We start from the raw sequence: 13,470 nt of genomic DNA on the forward strand, positions 1-13,470 counted from the left end.
CTATCCCTGATCCGCCTGTATCAGGATCTCGATACGCCGATTGGCATCCGCCAAGGGGTTCTCGGGCACCTGAAGACGCCGGTCGGCATAGCCGGAGACCTGGCTGACGCGTTTTTCGCTCAGGCCACCGCGTACCAGCATGTAATAGGCGCTGTGAGCGCGCGCCATCGAAAGCCGCCAGTTGTCGTTTTCCGTGCCCTTGAACTGCCGGCCATCGGTATGGCCGCGAATGAGGATCGATCCTTTGCGCGCTTCGAGGATCTTGCCGATCTTCTCCATCGCCACCACGAGTTCCTTGCGGGGAACGGCCGAACCGACGTTGAACATCGGCGTGTCGGCCTGATCGGTAATGGTGACCAGGAGACCACCTTCGGCCGGCATGACGATCAACCCTTCGGCCAATTTGCCGGTCACGCCGCCGATGGCCGTCTCAATGCTATCACGCAGCGCCTCGGCATCGGCGTTCTTCTCCTTGTCGAACTCCTTGGTCCTGTCCGCAACATCCTGCGGAGTGACCGGTTTCGAGGGATCAGCATCCTTATCCTTGTCTTTGGCCGCGATTTCGTCGGCGCTTTCGGGACGCGGCGTCGGAACAGCGACTGCCACCTCCTGATTTGGCGCGACATCGGATTCTTCGGCGGTGGCTTGTTCTGCTGTCGGCAGTTCCGTGTTGCGCGGTGTACCGGGCTCACCCTTGGCGGTCTGCACCTGCTGAGTCCAGAAATCGGGGTCGAATGGATCGCGATAGGCCTCGCCGCCCTCGGCACCGGTCGAAGGACCGGAATCGCTGGCACCGCCCTCGCCCTTGGCGCTGACATTGGCCTGCTGGCCGACTTCCTGGGCGATCTCGGCCAGAACGGAATACGGGTTCTCGAAGAAATCAGCCTCGGAATAGTTGGCCTGGTCGCCGGATGTCGCGGTCTGGTCTTCACCGGTGGCAGCGGCTGCGCCAACCGTCTCCTGCTCTTCCTTGACCGTCGAACGCTCCTGTTTCTCTTCCCCCTCGGCCTGATCGACGGGCTTTTTCAAACCCTTTTCGGTCGGCTTCTCATCGGACAGCTTGATCGGGTTGAAATAGCTGGCAACCGAGGCCTTGGTTTCCTCGTTGGCGGCATTGACCAGCCACATGACCAGGAAAAAGGCCATCATGGCGGTCATGAAGTCGGCATAGGCAATCTTCCACGCACCACCATGGTGCCCGTCATGATCGCCGCCGCCATGGCGTTTGATGATGACGATCTCATTTTTGCCGTGATGGTGATTCTCGCCGTCGCTCATCCCAACACTTTCTTAAGGCTGGCCGCAAAGGCCGAAATACGTGTAACCAGAACGGTCTCCGCAATATCGACAGTCAGATCCAGGTCGTCCGCTTCAACGTGGTTCAGTTGCCCTGCGCATTCCGGGAGCTCGGCCTTGAGGATGTCGAACAGATCGCGTCGCCCCTTGACGGTGATCACACCCGCTTCGCCGGCCAGGATGGCATCCTCTATCAGGCGCGCCAGATCCTTGACGGCATTTTCGGCAATATCTCTGGAGACCAGCGGCGCCAGGGCGGCCATGGCCTGCTCCCCGACAGACGCGGCGATGTCCGTGGCAATCAGACGCAAACCGTCGGCGATCAGCTGGCTCGTGGCTGCATCATGAACTCGCTGCAAGGCGTCGATCTCTTCACGGTGACGGGCTTCGAGGGCCTGCCTCTCGGCCTCGAATTGCTCGCGAAGTTCCTGTTCCGCCGCTTCATGGCCCTCGGCATAGGCCTCACGCCTCTCCGCATCCAGGTCGATCGGATCGGGCGCACTCAAGGCTGGAAAATCTCCGTCGTCGAAAGCCATCCCGGGCGCGTCGAAGCCAACGTCGTTCATGACAACCGTCGCTGTCTGCGGAGCGCTAAAATCTTTCAGATAGCGTGCAAGAGGCATGCTCATAGGACGCGCCCTCCCGCTTGCGCAAAAACGCGCCGGCGCGATACGCCGACGACCGACAGGCCGGAATTCGGGATCATTTCAAAAATCTCTGCCAACTCTACACCCACGATCCGTTTCAATCCCGGGACATCCGGCTTTGCTTTTGCCGATCGGCGCCGGAAAGACGCCACATGGAAAACTAGAAGGTCAAACTTGTGCGAGGATGAAGGTGTTGGACCGCGCGCCAGGGCAGTTGCGCGGTCCAACGGTTCCACCTGATGCCGATGACCGGCGGCACGGTAGAGGGAAATGCGGTCAACTCCGGTTGGTCGATCAATGCCTTACTGGAACAGGGTGAGGATGTTCTCGGCATTGGTATTGGCAATCGACAGCGCCTGAATGCCAAGCTGCTGCTGGGTCTGAAGCGCTTTCAGCTTCGTGGACTCCTCGTTCATGTCCGCATCGACCAGTCGGCCTACGCCCTTGTCGATCACGTCCATCAGCGTCGAGACGAATTCGTCCTGCATCTCGATACGACTGGTGATGGCGCCAAGCGTGGAAGCCGAATCGGTCAACTGCTGGAGAATGGCGTCGACAGCGCTGATCATGCCGTCCAGCGTATCCTCGCTGGTGGTGGTATACAGCTCGATTTCCGTGCCGGAAGCCGTTGCAGTCGAGCCCGCATCGATCAGGAAGTAGGTAGCGCTGGTCGTGGCCGTGCCAGACGGCTGCTCAACGACAACGCCGCCGGTCAGAATGCCGCGGGATGCATCGCTGGTGTCGATCAATACGGATTCCGCTGTATCGAAGGCAAGGGTCGTGACGGACACAGTGCCGTCCGTGGCGCGGTTGAACGACGCGACGATTTCCTTGGTTCCGGGGGCGGCGGTGGATTCGTTGTAGAGCCAGTTTTCGCCGGAGAACGAAGCCGATTCGGAAATCGATGCCAGCTGGTTCTTGAGTTCGGCCAGTTCCTTGTTGATCTTTTCCTTGTCGACGCCCGGCTCGCGGGCGGCCACCAGCTTGGACTTGATTTCGGTGACGACCTCGACTGCGGATTCCAGACCCGTGTAGGCCGTGTCGGTTTTTGCGGCACCGAGGCCGAGAGCGTCCTGAACGGTGGAGAGTGCCGCGTTGTCGGAGCGCATGGTGGTCGCGATCGACCAGTATGCAGCGTTATCAGCGGCAGTGCCGACCCGGTACCCAGAGGAGACGCGCGCCTGCGTTTCTTCCATGTTCGCGTCAATGGAACGAAGTGTCTGAAGAGCCGCCATCGCGGCGGTATTGGTCATAATGCTGGTCATTGAATGGTGCCCCATGAAGGTTACGGGACATACCGGACTGAAAATCTAATGATTACCGGCAACGTCGGATCGCTTCATGCGCATCGGTCGCTTCTTTGCCCTGGCGACCAACCTGACGTTCTTAACGAATGATTAACAGTCATATGGTTAACAAAACCTTAACGCAATAAAGTTTTTGTTAATCTTGATGAATAAATCGCTAAGATCGTGCCGGGCCGCAAGCGTCGCTCAAGCCTGGGACAAACGGCAAACGCCGCGACCCCTAGGGATCGCGGCGTTTGTCGTGGTGACTAAGCGGTAAGAGCGGCGTTTGCCGAAGAGCTTACTGGAACAGCGACAACACGTTTTCAGAGTTGGAGTTGGCAATCGACAGCGCCTGGATGCCAAGCTGCTGCTGGGTTTGAAGCGCCTTCAGCTTCGTCGATTCCTCGTTCATGTCGGCATCGACCAGTCGGCCCACGCCGGTGTCGATCACGTCCATGAGGTCGGCCACGAATTCGCCCTGCATCTCGATGCGGCTCTTGGTGGCACCAAGCGTTGCACCGGCATCGGTCATATCGAGCAGCATGGCGTCGACGGCGCTGATCATGCCCTCGACTTCGAAGTCCGTGGTCGAGTCAGACAGTTCAACAACCGTACCAGACGCAGCCGAGCCGGCCGAGGTGATCAGGAAGTAGGTTACCGTCGTGGTGGTCGTGCCGGTGGCAACCGAGACCGAGTAGTCCTTGGTCAGAAGACCCAGGCTGGCGTCGTTGTCGTCGATCAGGACCGAAGTCGAGGCGTCGAAGGACAGGACTTCGACCGATACGTTGTCGGAAGAATCGCGAACGAAGGAGCCGATCATTTCCTTGGTGCCGATGGCTGCCGTGGAGTCATTGTAGAGCCAGTTCTCACCGGAGAAGGAGGCCGATTCGGCAATCGAGCCGAGCTGCGACTTCAGTTCGGTCAGTTCCTTGTTGATCTTATCCTTGTCAACGCCCGGTTCGCGAGCGGCAACGAGCTTGGCCTTGATTTCGGAAACGACGTCGATGGCGGCTTCCATACCGGTATAGGCTGTGTCGACCTTGGCAGCGCCGAGGCCGAGGGCGTCCTGGACGGCGCCGAGTGCCTTGTTATCCGAACGCATGGTGGTGGCGATCGACCAGTAGGCGGCGTTGTCCGATGCGTCTTCAACGCGGTAACCGGAGGAAACACGCGACTGCGTGGTTTCCATGCTGGAGTTGATGGAGCGGAGGGTGTCGAGTGCTGCGATTGCGGCGTTGTTGGTCATCAAGCTAGTCATAGTGCTGCCCCTTTATTGACAGTGATTTGGAAGGGACATACCGGGTTTTATACCGGCAACGGAGGTCAGCTTCATGCCCGCCTATCGGATGACTTTGGTCATCGGCCCGCCGTTTCGATAGGCACAGAAAACACCATTATGGTTAATGAATACTAAACGCCGGATGGCTTTCGTTAATAACAATTGAGAAAAAATGAAGGCGCGGCATTTTGCAAAAAAAGACGCCGCGATCCTTGGGACCGCGGCGTCTTTTTTCAACCCGTTCGGGACGCGCCGAAGCGCCTCCCGAACGCCACCGTCCCTTAGCGGAACAGCGACAGGATGTTTTCGGAGTTGGAGTTGGCAATCGATAGCGACTGGATGCCGAGCTGCTGCTGGGTCTGAAGCGCTTTCAGCTTCGTCGATTCCTCGTTCATGTCGGCATCGACCAGTCGGCCTACGCCGGTGTCGATCACGTCCATGAGGTCGGCGACGAATTCGCCCTGCATGTCGATGCGGCTCTTGGTGGCACCAAGCGTTGCACCGGCATCGGTCATATCGAGCAGCATGGCGTCGACGGCGCTGATCATGCCCTCGACTTCGAAGTCCGTGGTCGAGTCAGACAGTTCAACAACCGTACCAGACGCAGCCGAGCCGGCCGAGGTGATCAGGAAGTAGGTTACCGTCGTGGTGGTCGTGCCGGTGGCAACCGAGACCGAGTAGTCCTTGGTCAGAAGACCCAGGCTGGCGTCGTTGTCGTCGATCAGGACAGACGTCGAGGCGTCGAACGACAAGACTTCGACCGATACGTTGTCGGAAGAATCGCGAACGAAGGAGCCGACCATTTCCTTGGTGCCGATGGCAACCGTGGAGTCATTGTAGAGCCAGTTCTCACCGGAGAAGGAGGCCGATTCGGCAATCGAGCCGAGCTGTGCCTTGAGTTCGGTCAGTTCCTTGTTGATCTTATCCTTGTCAACGCCCGGCTCGCGAGCGGCAACGAGCTTGGCCTTGATTTCGGAAACGACGTCAATGGAGGCTTCCATACCGGTATAGGCTGTGTCGACCTTGGCAGCGCCGAGGCCGAGGGCGTCCTGAACGGCGCCGAGTGCCTTGTTGTCCGAACGCATGGTGGTGGCGATCGACCAGTAGGCGGCGTTGTCCGATGCGTCTTCAACGCGGTAACCGGAGGAAACACGCGACTGCGTGGTATCCATGGAGGCGTTGATGGAGCGGAGGGTGTCAAGAGCTGCAATTGCAGCATTGTTCGTCATAATACTCGTCATAGGTACTGCCCCTTGTTGACAGGAAATTTGGAAGGGACATACCGGATTGTGATACCGGCAACGACAGCACGCGTCATGCAATTAACCTTTGTTTACAACTGGTTAATCCGTCGTTTTGATGTCCTCATTCAACCTCATTAAGGTTAACAGACACTAAAGCTTGAAATGAAAAAGCGAATATTTCGGATAAATGCCGTTCGACTGCCCTAAAAGCCCTGGCTTGATTGAAAAAAACAAAAAAACAGCCGCGCCCAGGAGGGCGCGACTGCCTGAAAACTCCGCCTTTCGATCAGGCGGCTATGGCGTGTCCGATTAACGGAACAGCGACAGGATGTTTTCGGAGTTGGAGTTGGCGATCGACAGCGCCTGGATACCGAGCTGCTGCTGGGTCTGCAGGGCTTTGAGCTTCGTCGATTCCTCGTTCATGTCGGCATCGACCAGTCGGCCCACCCCGGTGTCGATCACGTCCATGAGGTCGGCGACGAACTCATCCTGCATGTCGATGCGGCTCTTGGTGGCACCAAGGGTCGCTGCGGCGTCCGTCATGTCGTCCAACATGGCGTCGACGGCGCTGATCATGCCTTCGACTTCGAAGTCCGTGCTCGAGTCAGACAGTTCAACAACCGTACCAGACGCAGCCGAGCCGGCCGAGGTGATCAGGAAGTAGGTTACCGTCGTGGTGGTCGTGCCGGTGGCAACCGAGACCGAGTAGTCCTTGGTCAGAAGACCCAGGCTGGCGTCGTTGTCGTCGATCAGGACAGACGTCGAGGCGTCGAAGGACAGGGTTTCGACAGAAACATTGCCTTCCGAGTCACGAACGAAGGAACCGACCATTTCCTTGGTGCCGACGGCAACCGTGGAGTCGTTGTAAAGCCAATTTTCGCCGTTGAACGATGCCGATTCGGCAACCGAGGCGAGCTGCGACTTCAGTTCGGTCAGTTCCTTGTTGATCTTGTCCCTGTCAACACCCGGTTCGCGAGCGGCAACGAGCTTGGCCTTGATTTCGGAAACGACGTCGATGGCGGCTTCCATGCCGGTGTAGGCGGTATCGGTCTTGGCAGCGCCGAGGCCGAGGGCGTCCTGGACGGCGCCGAGTGCCTTGTTGTCCGAACGCATGGTGGTGGCGATCGACCAGTAGGCGGCGTTGTCCGATGCGGAGTCGACGCGGTAGCCGGAAGAAACCCGGCCCTGGGTCGTGTCAAGGCTCTTGTTGATCGAACGAAGCGTGTCGAGTGCGGACAGCGCTGCAGAGTTTGTCATGATGCTGGTCATAGGATTGTCCCTTGATTACAAGATACGAGAGAGGGACATGCCGGATTTGCTACCGGAAGAGGCGATCGACATCATGTCAATTAACTAATGCTGAAATTAATTCGCCTCTGAGAGCTAAATGACAGCAAGGACTTTAACACCGCCTGAAGGCAAATGGTGAAGAATTCATTAAATGCGCAATTGGCCCTTAAAGAGAGGCCAGATGCGTCAAATTTGAATAAAATGGTTTATAATATCACAAATATCGACGCAAAATGGCCCTTCCGGCACCCAAAAGTGCGGAACTGGTTTGCGAGCGGCGAGACGGCCGGCAGATCTTCGGAGGGGTCAGGCGAAGGAGCGGACGAGACTGCCGACCAGCAGGTTCCAGCCATCGATCAGCACGAAGAACAGAACCTTGAAGGGCAGCGAGATCGAAGTCGGCGGCAACATCATCATGCCCATCGCCATGGTGATCGTCGCGACGATCATGTCGATGACCAGGAACGGCAGGATGATCAGAAAACCGATCTCGAAGCCGCGGCGGATTTCCGACAGCATGAAGGCGGGAACCAGGACACGGTAGTCGACCTTCTGGTCGACCACGGGCGTCTGTCCGCGTTCGCTGGCGATATCGATGAACAGACGCAGATCCTTGTCGCGGGTGTTGGCCGTCATGAAGGTTCTGAACGGCTCGGCGATGCGCTCGACCGCCTGGGCTTCCGTCAACTGGTTGTCGAGCAAGGGCTGAACGCCATCGCGCCAGGCCGCGTCCATGGTGGGCGTCATCACGTAGAAGGTCATGAACAGCGCCAGGCTCACCAGAATCATATTGGACGGCGTACTGGCCAGACCCATGCCGGAGCGCAGAATGGAAAAGGCGATGATGAAGCGCGGAAAGCTCGTCACCATGATCAGGATACCGGGAGCCACTGACAGAATGGTCAGCAACCCGAAGGTCCGGATGATCCAGGCTGCAACGGAGCCGTCGATCGGCGTGTTCAGGATATCGGTCGGAAACTGCTGCGCGTGAGCAATTTCCGGCACCGCCATCATGGCAGCAAGCAAGATGAGGTATCGAATCATTCGATCACAAATGTCCTGAACATCACTCTCGATACGCGCCCTTCGGATCGAAGGTCAACACGCTCCTGGATGTCTTCCTTCAAATATTGAAAGCCGCGGGGGCCCTCGACCTGCTGCAGCGAGACCGTGCGCATGTAGGCCATAATATCCTGGTGGATGCTTTCGGACATCGTCACGTCCGCCGGCCCATTGAACAAAAGCGCCACTTCCAGCCGGATCCAGCTTTCCGAGGGATAGGCAAGATTGGTGGTGATGGGCTCCAGCTGGACAACGCCGTTCGCCTCGGTCGAGATATGCGGCAGGCCCTCTTCTTCCGTACCGGCGCCATGGGCGCCTGCAGCCGCGGCCTCGGTGGCCGCAGCGTCCGCTTCGGCGGACTGGATCTTCGGGGCGATCAGCATGCCGACCACCCAGCCGCCGCCGCCGCCCAGAACCGTCAGACCGGCGATCGCTGCAATCAACAGGATCAGCGAAGATTTTTTCTTCCCACCTTCATTGGCTTCGGCTTCTTGCATGGTCCCTAACCGCCGTTCGTTTTCAAAAGCTCTGCCGGCATCAGATCGGCGAGAACAGATCGACAACCTGCTGCCCGACCGGAGGCTGCTGCACCTCGGTCAGACGGCCGCGGCCGCCATAGGATATGCGAGCCTCTGCGATGCGTTCGTATGAGATCGTGTTGTCGGCATCCACATCCTGCGGCCGGACGATACCGGCAACGTTCAAGATGCGAAGTTCATGATTGACCCGCACTTCCTGGGAGGCGCTGATCAGCAGATTGCCGTTTTCCAGAATGCCCGTCACGACGGCGGCGACCAGCAGGGTCAATTTCTCCGATCGGCTGATCGATCCCTTGCCTTCGCTGCTGGTGTCGGAGCCCGAGCTGAGATCACCCGTCGTCTCCGGCGGCGACCAGCCGAACAGATCGGCGGCCGTCGACCAGGTGATGCCGCTCGAGTTGGTGCGGCTGCGATCGGTCTCGTTATCGAAGGTCGCCTTGTCGTTGATCTGGATATTGACCGTCAGGATGTCGCCGACATTGAGGGCGCGCGAATCCTTGAACAGGGCCGCCTGCGAATCGCTCCAGAGCGAATAGCCGCTGGCAATCTGTCGCGGCTGCTTGGGATAAAGCGCCATCTGCGGCGTCTGGCTATAGCGCAGTCCGCTGCCGATCGGGCTCATCGACGGTGCGTTGCCGATCTCCTTGACGGTCTGGCTTTCGCAACCCGCCAGGAATGCGACCGCGAGGAAGACTGTAAAACGCTTGGTCATGACGGATCTTTCGATGTAGTGGGATCAGCGGCGCTCGACATGATGGATGCCACAGCACCCGCCTTCTCGGCGTCCATTTCGCTCAGGATGAGGCTTGACTGCCGGGGCGGCAGCTTCATCAGGATCGCAGCGGCAAGCCCGACATTGACTTCCTCCAGCTGCGGCGCAGCGGCATCGGCCTTCATCTTCTTGTAGATTTCCACCAGGCTGGCTTCGGCCTGCACCAGGAAATCGTTGCGGCGCTTGAGCCAGTCCTCGTATTCAGCCTTGCGCTCCTCCAGGATGGCGATGCGGCTGTCGACGTCGGCCTGCAGCTTTTCCAGATCCTGCTTCTGCAGAAGATAGCGCTGATCGCGGGCCGGATCGGCAATGCTGGTGCAGAATTTCTGGATTTCGTCCTGGGTGATGGAGTCGAGCGGCGATTTTTCCTGGGCATGGCTGCCGGATACCGAGGCCAGCAGAAGGGAGCCGGCGACAAAGGCCAGCCGGACCAGGTGAGCAGATGCCGGAGCGCGGGGTCGAGCAATCATTGCAGTACAAGCTCCGCTTGAAGGGCGCCGGCCGATTTGATGCCTTGCAGGATGGCGATGATGCCATCCGGCTTGACGCCGATATTGTTGAGACCGGTCACAAGGGTGCGCAGATCCGGGCCTTCGACGATCGCGACATTGCCGCCTTCCGTCTGGGCCAGGATATCGGTCTGCGGCTGAATGGCCGTTTCGCCGCGGGAGAACGGTTGCGGCTGGATGACCTGCGGTGTTTCCGTGACCTGAACCGTCAAGGTGCCGTAACTGACGGCCACCTTGGACACGCGGACATCAGCGCCGATGACGATCGTGCCGGTACGCTCGTTGATGACCACCTTGGCCGGCGTATCGGTCGCGACGACGAGGTTTTCGATATCCGCCATCAGTCGGGCCAGATCGGCCGTTCTCGGCTTCTGGACGACGACCTCCTGGGAATCGCGGGCCTCGGCGATCGGGCCGCCGAAATTGGCGGCGGCATAACCGTTGATCCGCTCGGCGATGCCCATGGCGGTGGAGAAGTCGGGATTGCGCAGCTGCAGGACCAGATTGACCCCATCCTTGAATTTCGACGGCAGTTCCCGTTCGACGATCGCGCCATTGGGTACCCGGCCGGAGGTCGTCACGCCTTCGGTGATGCTGCCTGCCTGCCCTTGCGCCGAAAAGCCGGAAACGATGATGGAACCCTGTGCGACCGCATAGATCTGTCCGTCGGCGCCCGAGAGGGAGGTCATGATCAGCGTGCCGCCGCGTAGCGACGTCGCGTCGCCAAGCGAACTGACCGACGCATCGATCCGACTGCCTGGGCTCGCAAATGGCGGCAGGGTAGCCGTTACCATGACGGCGGCGGTGTTCTTGGCGTTGGACTGTCCGCCCTGGGTCGAGATACCGAGGTTCTGCAGCATGGCGCGCATCGACTGCTCGGTGAAGGGCGACGAGCGAAGGCTGTCGCCGGTCGCCTGCAGGCCCACGACCAGACCGTAACCGATCAGCTGGTTGTCGCGGCCGGCCTGCAACGAGGCGATATCCTTGATGCGCGAGTTTGCCGCCAAGCCGCTGCCGGCAGGCCCAAACCCGATGGCGAGCCCCATCAGCACAGTTATCAGAAAACGCATTGTACTCATTTTGCCATCACCTGCACGGTTCCGTCAGCCATCACCGTACCGCTGACGATTACGCCGGAATCCAGATTGCGTACCTTTATGACGTCGCCGATCGCGGCGTCCTGCAACGGGCTGCCGGCGGCCGAAATCGTCATCGGCCCGATCGTGAATGTCAGACGAAGATTGGAGCCACGCTTGACCGCGAAAGGCTCGCGCAATCCCGAAACGGGGATGGTGCGGCCCGGAAGCAGCGTTCGCTTGGATATCATGCCGACCACCTCGGCGATCGAGCCGGCATAACCGCCGGCCAGATTCGGGTTGGTGATGGCGACTTCCTCAAGCTGGTGGGCGGACACTGTCTCGCCGGGATAGATGATCTCGGTGGGGACGACCGCATAACCGCTTTCTGCGGCAATGACATCGGCCCCGGCGCCAAGCGCCAGGGCAACGGTCGCAAGGACCACCGGTATTCTCTTCGATCCTGTGATGCGGCGAAACATCATGTTTGCCCTTTCCCGTGGCTTACTTCAGGTTCTTACTGACGATCTGCGCCATCTCGTCAGCCGTGGTAATGACCTTCGAGTTCATTTCGTAGGCGCGCTGGGCGGAGATCAGATCGGTGATTTCCTTCACGGAATCGACGTTCGACGATTCGAGGTAACCCTGCTTGATGTAGGCGAAGCCCGGATCTTCCGGCGCGGCGACAATCGGCTCGCCGGAAGCCGCGGTCTCGCCGAACAGGTTGTCGCCGAGCGGCTTCAGGCCTGCCTCGTTGACGAAATTGGCGATCGTCAGCTGGCCGATTTCGGTTAGGTCGGTGTCGTTGCCGAGGCGCGCCGACACGACGCCGGTACGGCTGACCTCCAGTTCGCTGGCATCGTCGGGAACGGTGATGCCCGGCACCACCGCATAGCCGTCGATGGTGACCAGCTGGCCGTCGGCATTGGTGTTGAAGGCGCCGGCGCGGGTATACTGCGTCGTGCCGTCGGCGGATTCGATCTGGAACCAGCCGCGCCCGACAAGCGCCATGTCGAGCTCGTTTTCGGTCTGGGTCAGTTCGCCCTGCAGATGGATGTTACGGACGGCCGCCGTCTGAACACCGAGACCGATATTCGCACCCTCGGGCACGATCGCCTGGTTTGCCCGGTTGGGCACGCCTTGGGTCTTTTCCGTCTGGTACAACAGATCCGAGAATTCGGCACGGGCCCGCTTGTAGCCGGTCGTGTTGATATTGGCGATGTTGTTGGCAATCACTTCCAGATTTGTCTGCTGGGCGTCCATGCCGGTGGCTGCGATAGCGAGCGCTCTCATATGTTCGTCCTCAAATCCGTTAAATTTGCATCTTGCTGACTTCGAGATAGGCCGAGACGATCTTGTCGCGCAGCGCTATCGCGGTCTGGAGAGACTGCTCGGCCGCGAGAACTGCGTCCACCACTTCGCGGGTGTTCGCCGTTCCCTTGATCCCTTCGAAGGACGAGACTTCGGCCTGCTTGATATTGTCCATCGCCTGGGTGGCCATGTCGCCGAGCACGCTTGCAAAGCTCATTCCGGTCGACGTGCCGGGGGTCGCCGCACCCGTCTGCAGGCCGGTGTCCACCGTCTCGGTCGACAGGCCTTCAAGGCCCTTGGTCAAGGACAACGAACTTACGCTATTGATTGAATCTATCATTGGGAGGCCTTCAGAAGATCGATGGTCGAAGCGATGAGATCACGCGTCTGCTTGACGCTTTGCAGATTGGCTTCATAGCTGCGATTGGCTTCGCGCATGTCTGACATCTCGATCAGAATGTTCACGTTCGGCAGCTTGACGAAGCCCTTCTCGTCCGCGGCGGGATTGCCCGGATCGTATTCCTCGACAAAGTCGGAGGCATCGAAGCCAAGCTTTTCAACCTCAACCAGTGTGGCACCGCTGGCCTTGTCGAGTTCGGAACCGAAGGTCACAGTCTTGCGGCGGTAGGGATCCGCGCCGGGCGTATCGCCGGTCGAGCGCGCATTGGCGATGTTTTCGGAGACGATGCGCAGGCGCGTGGACTGAACTTCAAGCCCGCTACCGGCGATCTTCAGGGCGGATGTCAACGGATCCATAACTTACTTCCTTACGGTCATCAGCATCATGCGATGGAAGGAACTGACCAGGTTGGTGTTGAGAGTGTACTGACGCTGGATCTCACCAGTCTTGGTGAGCTCCTCGGCAAGAGCGACGGAGTTGCCGGACTCCTGAACGCCGATCTCGTTGTTGAGCTTGGCTTCCTTCACTTCCACGTCGTCGCTCAGCGAACTGGTCGACATATGGCCCGGGTGGGTCTTGGCCATGCGCACAGAACGGGTCTCGTCGAGGACAGCATCGAAGGGGGTGATATCCTTGGCCAGAAATTTCGGCGTGTTCGCGTTGGCAATGTTGCCGGCGACAACTTCCTGACGCACGGAAAGCCATTCGGCCTGCCGGGATGCCAAGTCAAAAAGCTGGATCGGGTCCATAGGGTTC

General features: G+C 59.2%; 15 protein-coding genes and 1 pseudogene. All 16 read right to left on the bottom strand.

Features of this window, described 5'->3' with window-relative positions:
- A complete protein-coding gene (locus HFC70_RS00455; protein WP_168471231.1) occupies positions 1 to 1,278 on the bottom strand; it encodes a MotB family protein in 1,278 nt (425 codons plus the stop codon).
- On the bottom strand, positions 1,275 to 1,925 hold the full coding sequence (locus HFC70_RS00460) for a GTPase (RefSeq protein WP_168471232.1): 651 nt from the start codon (positions 1,923 to 1,925) through the stop codon (positions 1,275 to 1,277). The genes HFC70_RS00455 and HFC70_RS00460 overlap by 4 nt, the downstream gene beginning before the upstream one ends.
- Positions 1,926 to 2,245: 320 nt before the next feature.
- The gene (locus HFC70_RS00465; RefSeq protein WP_168471233.1) at positions 2,246 to 3,208 is read right to left on the bottom strand and encodes a flagellin; all 963 of its coding nucleotides are present in this window, start codon (positions 3,206 to 3,208) and stop codon (positions 2,246 to 2,248) included.
- A gap of 322 nt (positions 3,209 to 3,530) precedes the next feature.
- Entirely contained in the window at positions 3,531 to 4,490 is a 960-nt protein-coding gene (locus HFC70_RS00470) for a flagellin (protein WP_168471234.1), read from the bottom strand.
- Between the two features lie 302 nt (positions 4,491 to 4,792).
- Positions 4,793 to 5,752 (bottom strand): flagellin, encoded by a 960-nt coding sequence (locus HFC70_RS00475; RefSeq protein ID WP_168471235.1) that lies wholly within the window; start codon positions 5,750 to 5,752, stop codon positions 4,793 to 4,795.
- A gap of 312 nt (positions 5,753 to 6,064) precedes the next feature.
- Positions 6,065 to 7,024: a flagellin gene (locus HFC70_RS00480; protein WP_168471236.1), complete on the bottom strand. Its 960-nt coding sequence runs from the start codon at positions 7,022 to 7,024 to the stop codon at positions 6,065 to 6,067.
- Between the two features lie 327 nt (positions 7,025 to 7,351).
- Entirely contained in the window at positions 7,352 to 8,089 is a 738-nt protein-coding gene (gene fliP, locus HFC70_RS00485; protein WP_168471237.1) for a flagellar type III secretion system pore protein FliP, read from the bottom strand.
- The gene (locus HFC70_RS00490; RefSeq protein WP_168471238.1) at positions 8,086 to 8,604 is read right to left on the bottom strand and encodes a flagellar basal body-associated FliL family protein; all 519 of its coding nucleotides are present in this window, start codon (positions 8,602 to 8,604) and stop codon (positions 8,086 to 8,088) included. The genes fliP and HFC70_RS00490 overlap by 4 nt, the downstream gene beginning before the upstream one ends.
- 40 nt (positions 8,605 to 8,644) lie before the next feature.
- Positions 8,645 to 9,358 carry a flagellar basal body L-ring protein FlgH gene (gene flgH / locus HFC70_RS00495; RefSeq protein WP_168471239.1) on the bottom strand — a complete coding sequence of 238 codons (714 nt, stop codon included), beginning with the start codon at positions 9,356 to 9,358 and terminating at the stop codon, positions 8,645 to 8,647.
- On the bottom strand, positions 9,355 to 9,888 hold the full coding sequence (locus HFC70_RS00500) for a MotE family protein (protein ID WP_168471240.1): 534 nt from the start codon (positions 9,886 to 9,888) through the stop codon (positions 9,355 to 9,357). Before HFC70_RS00500 ends, flgH begins: the two co-directional genes overlap by 4 nt.
- Positions 9,885 to 10,922: pseudogene (locus tag HFC70_RS00505) on the bottom strand (flagellar basal body P-ring protein FlgI); the annotation flags it as partial. The pseudogene HFC70_RS00505 and the gene HFC70_RS00500, both read right to left, overlap by 4 nt.
- An 80-nt stretch (positions 10,923 to 11,002) precedes the next feature.
- Entirely contained in the window at positions 11,003 to 11,485 is a 483-nt protein-coding gene (gene flgA / locus HFC70_RS00510; protein ID WP_168471732.1) for a flagellar basal body P-ring formation chaperone FlgA, read from the bottom strand.
- Positions 11,486 to 11,507: 22 nt separating this feature from the next.
- Positions 11,508 to 12,296 (bottom strand): flagellar basal-body rod protein FlgG, encoded by a 789-nt coding sequence (gene flgG / locus HFC70_RS00515; protein WP_168471241.1) that lies wholly within the window; start codon positions 12,294 to 12,296, stop codon positions 11,508 to 11,510.
- A gap of 19 nt (positions 12,297 to 12,315) precedes the next feature.
- Positions 12,316 to 12,654, bottom strand: coding sequence for a flagellar hook-basal body complex protein FliE (locus HFC70_RS00520; RefSeq protein ID WP_168471242.1), 339 nt, complete (start codon positions 12,652 to 12,654; stop codon positions 12,316 to 12,318).
- Positions 12,651 to 13,070 (bottom strand): flagellar basal body rod protein FlgC, encoded by a 420-nt coding sequence (gene flgC, locus HFC70_RS00525; protein ID WP_168471243.1) that lies wholly within the window; start codon positions 13,068 to 13,070, stop codon positions 12,651 to 12,653. The genes HFC70_RS00520 and flgC overlap by 4 nt, the downstream gene beginning before the upstream one ends.
- Before the next feature lie 3 nt (positions 13,071 to 13,073).
- Complete coding sequence (flgB, locus tag HFC70_RS00530; protein WP_168471244.1) at positions 13,074 to 13,463, bottom strand: flagellar basal body rod protein FlgB; 390 nt, start codon at positions 13,461 to 13,463, stop codon at positions 13,074 to 13,076.
- Between the last annotated feature and the right edge of the window lie 7 nt (positions 13,464 to 13,470).

It is taken from the genome of Agrobacterium sp. a22-2 (assembly GCF_012276985.1).
Taxonomy (GTDB): Bacteria; Pseudomonadota; Alphaproteobacteria; order Rhizobiales; family Rhizobiaceae; genus Allorhizobium.

Bases quoted from the DNA above. Each gene is read 5' to 3' on its own strand.
- HFC70_RS00455 (WP_168471231.1), bottom strand. From the start codon at position 1,278: ATGAGCGACGGCGAGAATCACCATCACGGCAAAAATGAGATCGTCATC.
- flgC (WP_168471243.1), bottom strand. From the start codon at position 13,070: ATGGATCCGTTGACATCCGCCCTGAAGATCGCCGGTAGCGGGCTTGAA.
- HFC70_RS00475 (WP_168471235.1), bottom strand. From the start codon at position 5,752: ATGACGAGTATTATGACGAACAATGCTGCAATTGCAGCTCTTGACACC.
- fliP (WP_168471237.1), bottom strand. From the start codon at position 8,089: ATGATTCGATACCTCATCTTGCTTGCTGCCATGATGGCGGTGCCGGAA.
- HFC70_RS00460 (WP_168471232.1), bottom strand. From the start codon at position 1,925: ATGAGCATGCCTCTTGCACGCTATCTGAAAGATTTTAGCGCTCCGCAG.
- HFC70_RS00470 (WP_168471234.1), bottom strand. From the start codon at position 4,490: ATGACTAGCTTGATGACCAACAACGCCGCAATCGCAGCACTCGACACC.
- flgH (WP_168471239.1), bottom strand. From the start codon at position 9,358: ATGACCAAGCGTTTTACAGTCTTCCTCGCGGTCGCATTCCTGGCGGGT.
- flgA (WP_168471732.1), bottom strand. From the start codon at position 11,485: ATGTTTCGCCGCATCACAGGATCGAAGAGAATACCGGTGGTCCTTGCG.
- flgB (WP_168471244.1), bottom strand. From the start codon at position 13,463: ATGGACCCGATCCAGCTTTTTGACTTGGCATCCCGGCAGGCCGAATGG.
- HFC70_RS00520 (WP_168471242.1), bottom strand. From the start codon at position 12,654: ATGATAGATTCAATCAATAGCGTAAGTTCGTTGTCCTTGACCAAGGGC.
- HFC70_RS00480 (WP_168471236.1), bottom strand. From the start codon at position 7,024: ATGACCAGCATCATGACAAACTCTGCAGCGCTGTCCGCACTCGACACG.
- HFC70_RS00490 (WP_168471238.1), bottom strand. From the start codon at position 8,604: ATGCAAGAAGCCGAAGCCAATGAAGGTGGGAAGAAAAAATCTTCGCTG.
- HFC70_RS00500 (WP_168471240.1), bottom strand. From the start codon at position 9,888: ATGATTGCTCGACCCCGCGCTCCGGCATCTGCTCACCTGGTCCGGCTG.
- HFC70_RS00465 (WP_168471233.1), bottom strand. From the start codon at position 3,208: ATGACCAGCATTATGACCAATACCGCCGCGATGGCGGCTCTTCAGACA.
- flgG (WP_168471241.1), bottom strand. From the start codon at position 12,296: ATGAGAGCGCTCGCTATCGCAGCCACCGGCATGGACGCCCAGCAGACA.